Annotated in this window: 7 protein-coding genes and 2 tRNA genes; 7 read left to right on the top strand and 2 right to left on the bottom strand. The window is 44.0% G+C overall.

Going from position 1 to position 14,244, the window contains the following annotated elements:
• The first annotated feature begins 788 nt into the window (after positions 1-788).
• From BBC0122_RS07335 to BBC0122_RS07325, 3 genes are all read left to right on the top strand, one after another.
• A complete protein-coding gene (locus BBC0122_RS07335) occupies positions 789-1,892 on the top strand; it encodes a hypothetical protein (RefSeq protein ID WP_077992562.1) in 1,104 nt (367 codons plus the stop codon).
• 69 nt (positions 1,893-1,961) lie between these two features.
• Positions 1,962-4,436, top strand: a complete 2,475-nt coding sequence (locus BBC0122_RS07330; protein ID WP_077992561.1) for an autotransporter outer membrane beta-barrel domain-containing protein — start codon at positions 1,962-1,964, stop codon at positions 4,434-4,436.
• A gap of 534 nt (positions 4,437-4,970) precedes the next feature.
• Positions 4,971-5,663 carry a glutathione S-transferase gene (locus BBC0122_RS07325; RefSeq protein ID WP_077992559.1) on the top strand — a complete coding sequence of 231 codons (693 nt, stop codon included), beginning with the start codon at positions 4,971-4,973 and terminating at the stop codon, positions 5,661-5,663.
• Positions 5,664-6,248: 585 nt separating this feature from the next.
• Here BBC0122_RS07325 and BBC0122_RS07320 read toward each other — a convergent pair.
• A tRNA-Asn gene (locus BBC0122_RS07320) sits at positions 6,249-6,323 on the bottom strand.
• A 599-nt stretch (positions 6,324-6,922) separates the two neighbouring features.
• On the opposite strand from BBC0122_RS07320, the gene BBC0122_RS07315 reads away from it, so the two are divergent.
• From BBC0122_RS07315 to BBC0122_RS07305, 3 genes are all read left to right on the top strand, one after another.
• A tRNA-Cys gene (locus BBC0122_RS07315) sits at positions 6,923-6,996 on the top strand.
• A gap of 768 nt (positions 6,997-7,764) precedes the next feature.
• Positions 7,765-8,439: a protein-L-isoaspartate O-methyltransferase family protein gene (locus tag BBC0122_RS07310; RefSeq protein WP_077992558.1), complete on the top strand. Its 675-nt coding sequence runs from the start codon at positions 7,765-7,767 to the stop codon at positions 8,437-8,439.
• 104 nt (positions 8,440-8,543) lie between these two features.
• On the top strand, positions 8,544-9,935 hold the full coding sequence (locus tag BBC0122_RS07305; RefSeq protein ID WP_188318009.1) for a TolC family outer membrane protein: 1,392 nt from the start codon (positions 8,544-8,546) through the stop codon (positions 9,933-9,935).
• Positions 9,936-11,787: 1,852 nt separating this feature from the next.
• Here the strand turns inward: BBC0122_RS07305 and BBC0122_RS07300 are convergent.
• A complete protein-coding gene (locus BBC0122_RS07300; RefSeq protein WP_077992556.1) occupies positions 11,788-12,561 on the bottom strand; it encodes a hypothetical protein in 774 nt (257 codons plus the stop codon).
• A 541-nt stretch (positions 12,562-13,102) separates the two neighbouring features.
• On the opposite strand from BBC0122_RS07300, the gene BBC0122_RS07295 reads away from it, so the two are divergent.
• Positions 13,103-13,873 (top strand): DUF2497 domain-containing protein, encoded by a 771-nt coding sequence (locus tag BBC0122_RS07295; RefSeq protein WP_077992554.1) that lies wholly within the window; start codon positions 13,103-13,105, stop codon positions 13,871-13,873.
• The last annotated feature ends 371 nt before the right edge of the window (positions 13,874-14,244 follow it).

Genomic DNA, 14,244 nt, shown 5'->3' with positions numbered 1-14,244 from the left:
TGTCGGGTCCTTTATAGATGCCGTATTTATATAAGGCTGCTTATCTGAACTCCTGTCATCACTTCCACCTGTCATTTTTAAAAATTCTACAAACACTATAATTTTTGTTCCCGTTTCGCAGAACGCATTGGGCTTGATTGGAAAGCGCTTTGTGAAGCACTTGAGATATGGTTTTTATGTGACTGTTAATCGGTTTCTGATGTGGGCAATTCGTGACCGGCAAACTATAAGGCGATAGAGGCTTTAAAAACTTCAGTTCATTTATGGAGGTGCAATTCGATTTTTAATCGGGACACAATAGTTTTACACAAGGCAGCCTGCAGGATTGTACATTTCTATAAACGCATTCAATCACGCTCATCAAACCAATTAGGAATGACATTTTGAATCGCAGGACCAGCTTCGATGCGCCTCCGAATATTGCTTATTTAGTCGATTAAGTATTGTTTGAAAGTATTACAGATTTGCTATGTGATAATGACCACTTGATCTGAATAAGGACTATCAAAAGAATAACCTACTGTAAGTTGATTTAGCTGGTTGAACGCAAAAAATCTATAAAATAACAATTTTCCGTTATTTTACAGATAGTTAGTATATAAAGATAGAATTTTTTCAACTATAAATGAAAACAACTGTGATAAAATAACAAAAGAACAGCATAAAATTAACTAAAAATTTTTCCCTGCTTACTCTGCACTTGATTTTATAAGTGCGTTATGCTTCTAAATTTTAAAAGAAGCTGGTCTGTCGTTATCAGCAAATATTCTCAACGGGGCATTTTCATAATGAATAAAAAATATTTCAGTACAACGGTGTCCGCTGTGACATTGGCATTGACGGTTGCAGGGGCAAATATGTCCACTGCATGGGCTGGAGAAATCACATATAATGGTACTCAGGCTGATTACGACACTTACCATAGAGAAGACGGAACTTACGTGAAACCTCACGGTAGTGCCAATGGCAATACAGTCACGATAGATAATCCGGATAATTTGACAGAAGATGAATATAAAGCTCCGGATACCGTTGCAGGAGCATCGGTAGCGAGTGGTAATACTTCAGAAAATACCGTTAATATCAAGGGAAAAGCGAAAGTCACCGGGGATGTTTATGGCGCAATCGTCGGAGACGGTGATGCCGAGAAAAATAAGGTTGTCATAACCGACGGCCAAATTGGGGGTCGGATCATGGGCGGCATTTCCAACAAGGGTAGTGCCAACAATAACAGCGTCGACTTTTCTGGAGGTAGCGTTACCGGAATGATCTACGGTGGATTTGGGACGACCGGTTCATCTGGCAACACTGTGACACTAAATGGAGGAACAGCAGCCGCATTTATTTTGGGTGGCACTTCGTCAAGTGGAGATGTTAAAAATAATTCGGTTGTGGTCAAAAGTGGCAGCTACGGAAAGAATATTTACGCCGGTTACACGGATGCTACAGGTGTAGTTGACAACAACACATTAACCTTGAATGGCGGTACAACTACTGCTTTGGTTGCAGGCGGTGCATCTCGCAGTGGTGCATCTGTTTCCAATAATCACGTCATTATGGATGATTCGGCAACAGCATCAGACATTGCAGGAGGATTTATTTTCGATGGAGCCGAAAAAGGCGATGCTATTGGAAATAGCATAACGATTTCCAGTAGCAGTAAAGTAACAGGAGCTGCATATGGTGGAAGCGTTAAAGGAGGCAATGGTACAGCTAAAGATAATGTGACAACGATTTCGGGAGGCGCCAATGTCGCTGGAGCGGGGGGTGGCATTGCGCAAAATGGCACAGCAAAAGGAAACAAACTTGTCATTAATAGGGGAACTGTCGAAATTGGCCACGGCGGGGTATCTATAAACGGCTCGGCATCAGACAATTCGGTTGAAATGTAGGGGGGCACAGTAAAGAATCAGATTTTTGGCGGGCGCTCGCAAAGCGGCACCGATCCGAATGCAGTCAGCGTGTCAGGTAATCAGGTTACCATTACCGATGGAACTGTCGAGAAAGATGTTCTTGGTGGCGCAGCCGACACAGCAGGTAATGTGACAGGTAATGCCGTTACCATGAGTGGTGAGGGAACAAACGTAAAGAGAAATCTCATTGCCGGTATTAGTGGATTGGGCGATGTATCCGATAACACTGTCAATTTAAACGGCGGATCGGTCGAGAATTTCGTTTATGGGGGGCAAGCAGCGAATGGCCGTGCCGATCGTAACATAATAAATGTTACCGGAGGGTCTGTCGGCGGCGAAATTATTGGTGGACAAAGTAACAAGGGTACCGATAAAAATCAGGTTCATGTTTCTGGCGGGACAATCAATGGGCAGATTACAGGGGGCTATTCAACAGACAGTGCAAGCACAAATAATGTTGTCACGGTCAAGAATGTCACTGTTACAGGTAATATAACTTCCGGCTACGTTGAAAAGTCGCAGAATGCCGAAGTATCGGGTAACGCCGAAGGCAATTCGCTTACGATTTCTGATAGTGCGACTGTTAATCAGGTTACCAGTGGTTATACACAAAATGGCTCGGCGTCAAAAAATACTTTGTTGGTGACCTCGAATGCTACAGTCAAAACGTTCGCCGTGGCAGGTATTTCCGAAAATGGTAATGTAAGCGGAAATTCGCTCACTATTAATGGGGGAGCACATTTAGTTAATTATGGTGTCGGCGGTAAAACACTTATTGGGGATGCGACAAATAACAGCGTGTCGATTGAAAATGCAACTATTGATGGCAATGTTTACGGTGGTGTTACGTCAAATGGCAATGCCACGAATAATTTGATCACTTTAACTGGTGGAAATGTAAAAATCGGCGGCACTGTTTATGGTGGTTTTTTTGATGGCAAGACCAGATCGGACGGAGATGTCTTTACCGGCAATACACTGACTCTCGTTCACTTCCACGGTGATCTGGTGGGCATTGAAAATGTTCAAAATTACAACTGGGTTTTGCCAAAGGATGTTGTCAATAATGAAATACTGGTTCACATCACCGGCGACAACGCCGTTAATCTAGCTAATACGACGCATACTGTTGCAATTGAAAGCGACGGTAGTCGCCTGTCCGTTGGCGACAAAATTACGCTTATTGATAAAGTTGCCAACGCGTCGGCGTCTGATATGCAAGTCAAACAAGGCAATTTCCTGATCTATGACATGAAGGCAGAGCAATCCGGTAATGGTTATGTTCTAACAGCTCTAAATAGTCAGGATGTTAAAGAGGAACACTCTGGCGGTGGCAACAATGGAGGAACCAACGGCGGAAACAATACAGGAGATGACAGCAGCAATACCGGTGGTAACAATGGGGCCGATGCCAATCAAAACAATGGCAATTCCGGCGACACTTCCAATACCGGCAATTCGCATAATGGCAATATCGGTGGCAACGGAAGTGGTAGTGGCGAGCTTGCGGGTCGTCTTAACCCACAAACGAAAGCATTTTCGGAAGGGCGTGCAGCATCTCTGGGCTTCTTGAATCAGGGAGCGGATTTGATAGCCAATGCCGGTATTCGTTCAGCAAGAAGTTCTGTTGCTGAGGCTGGCAATAATCCATGGCAGATGAATTTGATGCCGTTCTTTGTTATTGACGGTAGCTCGAACCGTTACAAGAGTGGAAGTCATGCAGATGTTGATGGTTTCAATATGGCTGTCGGCTTGGCAACCGGCTTTGAACTTGCAGACAAACATCCGGTAACACTCGGCGCATTCTTTGAATATGGCCGTGGTACGTATGACACCTATAACAGTTTTGCCAATTATGCATCTGTTCATGGTGACGGTGACACACACTATACAGGTGGCGGTGTTCTTGGCCGGATAGATTTTGCCGGTACAGGTTTGGGGCGGGTTAACAAGCTTGAAGCAGGTCAGGCAGACGGGCTTTATGCAGAAGCATCATTCCGTGCCGGTCATATAGATACCGATTTTGATACAGATGACATTTTGGGCGAATTCGGCGAGGGGAGTGATTACGACAGTGGTGCGGACTATTATGGTCTGCATGGTGGTGTCGGTTATGTCATGAATTTCGACGAACGTAATTCGCTGGATGTTTATGGTCGTTATTTCTGGACAAAGATTGATAGTGAAACAGTTGATGTCGGTCGGGATCGGTTGCGCTTTGACGATGCAGACAGTTCGCGGTTGCGCATCGGGACCAGATATACAATGATTTACAATCAACAGCTCAAACCATATGTCGGCATTGCTTACGACCACGAATTTGATGGTGAAGTTGCAGCCCGTGCATATGGATTGAAACTGGACAAGCCGTCGCTTGAAGGTGACACAGGCATTGTGGAAGCAGGTATTTCGATGAAGCCGGTAAGCACGATTGATGCTTTGAGTGTTGATGTGACCGGTCAGGGCTTCATTGGTAGACGCGAAGGCGGCGGTGGCGGCCTCAAGATCAAGTATCAATTCTGATGAATCGGTATCCCGGTCGTTCATAAAAGGATTGGTTTCTCGAAATTCGGGAATATCTTTCCGATATGACCTGCAAGCTTTTATACCTGCACTCTTTTTATAAGGGTGCAGGTTTTTATTTAATCGGATATATTTAAATTAACCCGGCATAACTATAAGAGTGCAGGTTTTTCATTTTACCCGGCGTATCTTATCGCGAGAACAAAATGATATAAATTAGCCGGTAACGTTTATAACGGGGAAGCTTTACCGAACCCGAGTGGTTGGTAATGGGGATGGCGATCAATAAAGTATCCGTTAATCGGGGGGTGTATACGCAGTCCCGATCCTTGATATTCAAACGAATGTTGGTCTGCATAAATTTAAACAGGATAGAGGATGACCAGCTTATAAAAGATCAGGAGACTGCCCGACGATGCTGCTTGTTGTGGATATGGTCAATGGATGATATTCGCTTTGATAATGTCTGAACAATTGTCGGCTGTTGGCTGATGGCGATTAACGCTATCAGAATGGGTATCGGAGTGTTTTTCAATGTATAAACTTCATATTGCCAATAAGAATTATTCCTCATGGTCGCTCCGTCCATGGGTGCTTATGAAAACGCTGGATATACCTTTTGAGGAAATAAAACATATTTTCAAAGAGGATAATTACGGGCAATTCAAAGCATTTTCACCATCTGCAAGAGTTCCGGTTCTCATTGATGGAAACACTGTCGTTTGGGATAGTTTGGCAATTACCGAATATTTATTTGAAAGTTACGACGTGGTTTGGCCGAAGAGGCGGGAAGCACGTGCCTGGGCGCGATCAGCCGCTGCCGAAATGCATTCATCCTTCCAGTCATTACGGGCTCAATGCCCGATGTCGGTGGGAATAGTCGCAAAATTGAAAAAACCGGCGCCGGAACTTGAAAAAGATCTTCTCCGGCTGGACGAACTGTTTCTGTCGGGACTTGAACAATTTGGCGGCATGTTCCTTGCTGGCGAAGCGTTTACAGGTGTGGATGCGTTCTTCTGTCCTGTGGCTTTCCGTATCAAAAACTATAATATCGAATTAAGCAGCAAGTCACTGGACTATGTTGAAAGATTGCTTGCTCTCCCTTCTATGCGGGAATGGCATCGTCAAGCTTTGGAGGAATGGGAGAGAGACCCGATGGAAGAAGCGCAACTCGACCGTTACGCTTACCGCATAAATGATTTTAGAAAAAATAACAAAATCGGCTGATGCCGGTTTTTATTTCGCCTGAAGAGGTTTTTATTGCGCCTGAAGAGTTCGATGTAAAACGATATCACGAAAACCCTTGTGGCTCTTGCCGCTTGAACATAGGCTTCAAGTCGTTTCGTTGAAAATGTCCGAAACCGGTGTACCACTGGTGACCGCGATTCGATTGTCGGCTTCGCACTTGAGACGAATAGATTCTGCCTTTCGGGTTAATAACAGAAATCGAATGGCCATCTGCATTTAAAATGCAGTGACTTTCAAGACTGTGTTTGTTGAAAAAGTGAACCGGAAAAACTGGCGATGAATTTTCAACTCGATTTATTTATCGTCCATCAGCGTGGAACGGCAAATTTAACGTCCTTAGCGCGGAATGGGCAATTTTTAACAGTCCGGGTAGCGAAAAGCGATCACGATAACAATGGAAAGCCTTGAGGGATGCCGAATCTCGAAGGTTCTGCAACTCGTCTTATAGCAATATGCTGAACAGAGCCTTGATTGGCTTATAAAGCAAGTTGAAAAACAGGACTTCAAGCGAGGTTTTTAGCAAGCTCAAAACGAATTTTTTAACAAATATTATGTGGGAAAAAGTGGCTCCCCGGGCCGGATTCGAACCAGCGACCAACCGGTTAACAGCCGGTTGCTCTACCACTGAGCTACCGGGGAATGGCGCTCACATGTGTGATGCAGCAGGGCTATAGCAAATGAATTTAGGTTTTGCAAATAGGGAAATGATAATTTTTTAAAAAAAATATCAACACCCCGCTGGTGATGCACTACAGGTTGAAGAAAACTGCCGGAAAACGGCCGCGCAAAGGTCAATAATAGCAATTGATGTGTCAACGAAAAATGTCGCGTCTTGTAAGACTCAAGCATTTGCCGTGTTCTTTTTCTCAAGATGAGTCTTGCATGTCGGGAAAAATCTGTGACCGAAGGTTTTCAGCGAAAAGTTTCAATCCGGTTCCGAGAAAATATTTCGTGCGGATAGAATCTAAACGTGTGAAGTTCGGTCTCTCCGGCAAGTTTTCACATTCTTTCGGCTATTGATTTGATTTGTTTGAGCAGGATAGGCGTCAATGCGTGAAAATCGGCGTGCCTCGAAGGTGAAACCCGATTTTAATCCATGGATAAGCCTGAACAGTATCAAGGCATGGGAACGCTATTCAAAACACGATGCAAGATTCAACAAAAAATACATATATTCGCTTGTTGTGTGTCTTGACGGAAGCCTTTGCTTAACTTAATGAGCTACTAACATTTTATGAGGCCTCGTGGCGGAACGGTTACGCAGAGGACTGCAAATCCTTGTAACCCGGTTCGACTCCGGGCGAGGCCTCCAATTTTCCGGTTGCACCCTTTGTGAGCCGTTATCCAACACTCCCTTCATTAAGGCTCCGATTTGCAGTGAATTGATTGTTCGGGCAATTCCAACGAAGTGACACAGACCTCCGGTGAAAAATTCTGTGCTATGATTTAAAGGTGAAGTTGGCTTCCTTAAATTGGTGTCCATAAGTTTGCGTCCGAGAGTTCAAGCCCATACGTTGGCGTCTAAGTGTTGGCGTCTATGAGTTGGCGCGTATAAGTTGGCGCGTATAAGTTGGCGGCTATGAGTGCGGTGTCATGGTGTCGGTGTCATGAGTTCGGTGTCATGTGTCCGGTTTAATTCATTTCATCGAAGGTATTTGTTTGTCATTGACGTCAATATGCTTGCCGATTGCAGCGATTTTCCCGTTATGACATTTCGGATAGAGATTATTCTTGAACAATTTTTATTCCGCTATGTCGAATGTAGATTTTGAAATGGGTAAAGAACCGAATGACGGGTAGAATTATAACAAAATTCAAAAATTAAGTGATTTTTGATGTATATCTAAAGAGTTTGATCTTCGATTTTTGCGCGGAGTCGGGTTTTGTGATACTTCTTGACGTGGTAAGCCGCATAAAAACGGTTCACAAAGGTCGGAAGACGTATTCCACTCATTTTCGAGGGTGAATGAGGCCTTTGCAAATCTTATGATTGACTGTAACTTTGTTTTTTGCGACACCTCACTAAATTATATATTTTCCCTACAGCGTGTTTCGTAGTGGATGAGAAGGAAGTTCGGTTATGGCAGCGGATTTTGCAATGCTTCGGCAGAGAATGGTAGATAGTCAGATTCGGACAGTGGATGTTACGAAGCTTGCGGTTCTGGCCGCATTTTTGACAGTTCCCCGCGAAAAGTTTGTACCTGAAAAAATTAAAGAATTGGCCTATACAGATGAAGCTATTCCCTTGACTGCTTCACGTGCTGGCGGGCGCGGACGTTATCTGATGAAACCGGCGGCATTGGCAAAATTGTTGCAAGCAGCCGATATAAAATTGGAAGATGTCGTGCTCGATATCGGGGCAGGAACAGGTTATAGCGCCGCACTCTTGTCAAAATTGGCAAGTTCCGTCATTGCGTTGGAACAGGATGAGAAGCTTGCCGCTGTCGCCAATGAAAATATGCAGAAGGGCGGTTATGATAATGTAGCCGTCGTCAGCGGACCTCTCGCAAAAGGTTATGCGGAAGAAGGGCCTTATGACGTTATTCTTCTCGAAGGTTCCGTTGATTTTATACCGGAAGGTCTTTTTGCACAGATGCGTGAAGGTGGTCGCCTTGTAGTGGCCGAGGGGCATGGCAATTCCGCTGTTGCTCGCGTCTATATGAAAGAAGACGGTGTCGTATCCGCCCGGCGCGTCTTTAACCTTGCAATCAACCCGTTAGAGGGCTTCCAGAAAACACCCGAATTTGTTTTCTAAGGAACCTCAAAGGGTTGCGGTTGTGCAACGGTTGGATTTTTAATGATCGGATGCATTGCATTTTTTTGACGGTCAGGTAAATAGTATCAACTTGTCCATTCAAGATGGGTTGTGTGTTTTTTTTGAATAGAGGTGTAGCTGTGGTGAAAACAAAGAAAGCTCTTTTGTCGGCTTTATTGCTATCAGGCGTTGTTTTTGCATCGCAACCTGTGCATGCCGAAACGCTGATGGGGGCTCTCGCCAAGGCTTACACAAACAACGGCAATCTGAATAGTGAACGAGCAAGTGCCCGCATTCTCGATGAAGATATTGCCATTGCGAAATCCAACTTCCGTCCTCAAATCGAGGGCTTCGGTTCGTATGCCCGTGGCCGCAGCGCTGCGACAACCTATTATACGACAACCGGTTCGTTGGGAGTGCAATTAAGCCAGAAAGTTTTTGACGGTTTCGTTACCAAGAATACAGTTGCTTCGGCCGAAGTTAAAGCGCAGGCGCAACGCGAATATTTGCGCAATACCGAGCAGAATATGCTGGTTAATGCCGCAACAGCCTATGCCAATGTGTTCCAGTATCGGCAGATTGCCGAATTGCGCCGCCAAAACCTTGCAGCTTTGGAAGAGCAAGTACGAGCTGATAAAGCAAAACTTGATGTTGGCGAGGGAACCCGTACGGATTTGGCACAGTCAGAGGCTGCACGTTCCGTTGCAGTATCCGAACTCAGTCTGGCACGTGCAGATGTCAAGTCGGCTGAAGCCGTTTATCGTCAGGTAATTGGTGCGGACCCCGACAAATTGGAGCGCCCGCCGGTTTCAAAAGCCCTGCCGGGTTCACCGGATGCGGGTTACAAGATTGGTGCGGCGACTCACCCCGCTATTCTTTATTCAAAATACCTGATTGATGCCAGCTCCTATAACGTCAAAGCCAAAGAGGGCGCTTTGCTTCCTCAGGTCGATTTATCGGCAAGTACATCTTACAACCAGATTTATAATGGTCCGGGGGATGGCGGCCGGTCGAATTCGGTTGGCGTATCAATCAATGTGCCAATTTACCAAGGTGGTCGTACTTCGGCTCAAATCCGGCAATCCAAGGAACAGCTAGGTCAGGCAAGGATACAGCTGGATCTTGCTCAGGATAGCGTTCGCGAGAACATGTCGTCTTCATGGTCTCAATTGGAAGGAGCACGCGCGTCGGTTATAGCTTATCGCGATAGTGTTCGTGCTGCAGAAATTGCTCTTGACGGTCGCGTTCAGGAAAACCGTGTTGGCCAGGCGACAACTCTGGACGTTTTGAATTCACGCACACAACTTATTGATGCGCAGATTTCATTGGTTACAGCAGAGCGTAATGTTGTGGTTGCAAGCTATAATGTCCAGTCGGCAATCGGTAAAATGACAGCCGATCAATTGGGGCTGCGCGTTGTCAAATATGATCCGGAAGAACATAACAAAGCTGTCAAAGATAAATGGATTGGCGTTCGCACACCGGACGGGCGGTGATTTGAAGGAGGCCTTAAATATAGATATATGATATATTTATATTGTTCTTCATCCATTTAACGTCTTTGATTGTTTAGAGTTAAGTATCACCCTGATATAAATGAAATTGAAAAAGCACATTGTAAAATCAATGTGCTTTTTTGTTTTATCCGGACTTTCTATTTCGATTATTTTGGAATTTTACCGGGCTAATGGGTTAGCAAAAATTTCATTGATCGGGAAATCATAGTTCAAGACTTGGACTTCCTATGATCGACGGATAGTTTCGATGGCTATTGACCTTCAGCATTGATAGGCAACATCAACGTTTCAACGCGTTGCAGATATGTCTTGGAATGAACGGACATATGTCAAACGGGCGGGATTGTGCTTGTTAAAGAAGTCGGGAGCGTGTCTTTGAAAAAAAGATACGGCTCTGTCCAAATGATAATGGCTGTAAAATCTGTTGTTATTCAATTTTTCTAAGAGTTAAAAGTCTATCGTTGAGAGATATTATTCCCGTCATAAGTAATTACTGCTTGGCCATCCGTTAAATTGAACGGATTAAAGCCTTTGATACAAAAATGAATAGCGGCCTACTATATTGAATAGCGGCTTATGAATAAGTGTAGAAGTTTGGCCTTGATCGGATCATTGCGGATAATTTTGCAGTGTCCGGCATTTTTCAATGTATTGCCAATCAAGATTTAGCCGGTTTTTCCCCTTCAGATTTTCTGCGACTTCTATCAAAATTTGCTTGGAAGTTCTGCTGCAACACATTTTTCATTGGCGGGTTCTTTGATTGGTGATAGGCATGAACCCGTAAATCCGGCTCTTCTTGAAAAACGTCAATTGTATCAGAGACTTCGTTCCGTTTAACCTGCTGGAATTTTTGCGAGATGGCCTTCGGGCTGCGTTAAACAATGTTCTTTGTCTACTGTGATTTTGCCTTGGTTTTCTTCTGTTCAATGTTATGGACGGCAAGATAGAGCTGATAATCATGCGCATTGCGTTTGCCGCAATATTCTGTTTCCCCTGTCAGTGGATATTCGCAGTATAGTTAGGTCATATTCCCGAAAGAACGACATTACAGGGTGATGGTGAGGTCGGTAGTGGTAATCGGGTTTTGGGGCAAGAGCTTGGCACAGCTTGCTTTTGAATAGAGATCGACAAAACTATGCTGATAAACATGTCCGACACCCTTTAATGTTCCGACATAGGACGTATCTTGATAAGCCGATTAAGCGGGAAGGGCGATTTCACCCACTCACCAAGCTTCATTATCGAGTTTCTTCTTTTTTAGAGAAACAATCTGCGCTTCCGGCGGGAAAATGCCATTATCGGCAACCGGTTTTCAAGGAAAGTCAACCGGAAGTGGAAGTTCACCAGATCATTGCTGCCATTTGGAAAGCAAGCCGGATGCAAAGACAAATACAACAAATATACGGAACTCGTTATTGTTCCAAACCTTTCGATCAACGGGTTAGCGGGCGGCAAAGGGAAATATCGGCATTGCCAATCTTCTCATCAACGCGTTTTTTTTAAATCGGGCTGCGGCGCATACGCTCGAACAGAGCCTTGCACCATCATCATCAGCAGCACAGATTGACCTCGATAGAAAGTGTCGGGGGGAAATTCAATAATCTCGCACAGTATAGAGGCGTTTCCCAATTCATCAATAAAATTAAACAATCCGACGTTGTGTTAGATCATTCGTTCTTTGCAATCATGAGAGCTGCCGTTCTTTGAATGTTTGTTTTGTCACAACACGCAAAGAGGGCAACTCCCGCTTTGAAAAGTCCAAATTGTCAGATCGTGTCTAAACTTTTACAAATAATGATGACAGTCGTGTTTACCGATATTATCTGCTTTTTTAGAACACGATATTATAACGCCACCGACGAGCGTTTTTACCACTCAAGAAAAGATCGCCACTTGCAAGTGTTTTGCCACTTTCCCAAAGCTGTCTTGCCCGTTCGTTCGTGCCTGGAGCGAGTTGAGATTTGTCAACTTCAAGTTCGCTGACTTCGCCTCCCCCCTCTTTTCGCTTAAAAGCGTAGTTGACCCGGTCAAACATCGGATCGTCGACTTCGTCCCCCATATAGATTTGATAATCGCCTGAAACCAACTTATCCATAAGGCCGTGACGATCTTCTATTCTACCTTCACGAACACCGATTTTATAATATTCAACCACAATCTCTTTCATTTGATCTTGAGAGAGAGCATAAGGGTTGTCTTCTAAATAATCATATAAATTTTGATATATAACACTTGATAGGCTGCGAGACGATGAACCATCTTTTATTTCTGTAATATCAATAGCGTCGCCTATGATTTTTTGTATTTTATCAACAGAAGCCTGATTTGCCCGATCAACAGCAATCTTAACCTTGTTATCATCTTTGACTTTATCTTGAGATTGCGCATTATTTGCTTTCAAGGCATTTTCAATCAATTTGGATCGAAAATCTGCTTGAGACTTATCCCGAATTTCACCGGCTTGTTTTACAAGTTCTTGAATATTGTTTTTAACGTCAGAGGGATTTGACTTGTTTGAATTGTTGGTCTTTGACGTTATCGATTGAATCAACTGAAGTGCTATTTCTCCACTTCGTCCAGTTAATGCGGTAGATGAGATGGTCATGTCGTATCCCCTCAAGAATACTGCAGCTTTTCAAGCTCTCATAGCTATTCCAGCGCTACCTCACATTCTTCATGAATGTATCATAACAGTACATTAAAAAGATCAATTGTCAATATCAACAATGCTATCAACAGGAAGAACTTCCAGATTCTATAATAACAACGTTTATAGTGAATGCGCCGATCACTACTGAAAGAGTTATCTTTTTACTATTAAAAATAAACTTAAGTGCCGGATTCTTAACCGGTATATTTAAATTCCGGAAGAACGCTTTGTTCGATGTGCAATTGGATAAATTTTTCTTTTCCTGAATGAATGAAACAACCCGAGGTAGGGTACACGTTTTTTTAACATCGAAAGGTTTTTGTAAATTAAACGTTAAAAGCGTATAATATGGTCGAACATATAATAAGAGTTGAAAAAATAGAGAAATCTGTGTGTTGTCTATCTTAAACTTGGCCGTATGATTTTAGCGTGACAGTTGTTTTGCTAAAGTTCAACCACGATTCGGGTTGTATTTCGGGTTGAGAGGTAAAAGAGCATGGCACAAAGTTCAAACGCGCTGAAGGAACCAACCACGGACGAGATACTTGCATCTATCCGTGAGATTATTGAAGAAAATACCGGACGCGTTAATCCGCGGTCTAATGAGATAAATGAAGCCGTTAACAGTGTCGGTGCTCGTGATACATCCCGCGTGAAAGCTGCAAGAACAGCCGCGACGGCCAAAACTGCCTCGCCGGACGAAACAGCCTCGCCGGCCGATAAGAACGTTTCAGCGAATAATCCCGAAGCTCTGACAGTCGACGATGCAATGAAGGCACTTGCTGCGCGTATTGGCTTGGGCGGGCAGGAAGACCATGGTTCCGCTAACCAGAATCCGGAAAATGAAGGCTATGACGCAGGAACAGCCGACCAGCGCGTTCAAGCTGCTACAAGTGACGAAACATCCCGACAACAGGATTCCGGGCCATTAAACGGGGAACAACAGCCGGAAATGGCAGATAGCGCGGAAGCCGTTGAAAGTCGGAACCATTATCAGAATACTGAAAAGGCTGATCTTTCAGCCCGACAGGACGTAGACAATTCCGATGGGAGAAATTTTGAAAACGAGACCGATAACGAGATGCGCTATCCGGAACTTGAGTTTAACCCGAAACTCTGGGATGACGTTGAAAGTTTGGCACAAGAAGTATTGCGTCCGGTTCTTCTGAAATGGTTGCAAAATCATTGGTCTTCACTGGTGGAAAGAATCCTTCAAGAGGAAATTATCAAAGCGTTCGAGAAAAAATTTCCGTCTGATCGGGACTGATGCACTTATCCTCTATTGTCCAGACGTTTTGAACCTTGTCTATTGCGTCGGCAATCTTGTCTATTGCGTCGGCAATCTTGTCTATTGCGTCGGCAATCTTGTCTATTGCGTCGGCAATCTTGTCTATCGCGTCGGCAATCTTGTCTATTTCATCGTATGTCTCGAATCTGTCATATGTGTCGTGCTAAAGGATATTCGGTTTTGGATATTCTTAATTTGATGACGTTCGATCTTTAAAAAACAGGATCGAAACAGGTTGAAATTGTCTTGAAATAAAGGGGTTTCGCATTTTATCGGGAAATTATATCAAATTATTTCATTATTTTTTGAAACCTGATACGAAGTCGGTTAAAACCGATTGGAAATATGTC

Source organism: Ditibartonella choladocola (assembly GCF_002007565.1).
GTDB classification, from domain to species: domain Bacteria; phylum Pseudomonadota; class Alphaproteobacteria; order Rhizobiales; family Rhizobiaceae; genus Bartonella; species Bartonella choladocola.
The sequence above is the reverse complement of the archived record's forward strand: the minus strand, read 5'-3'. Positions and strand labels throughout refer to the sequence as shown.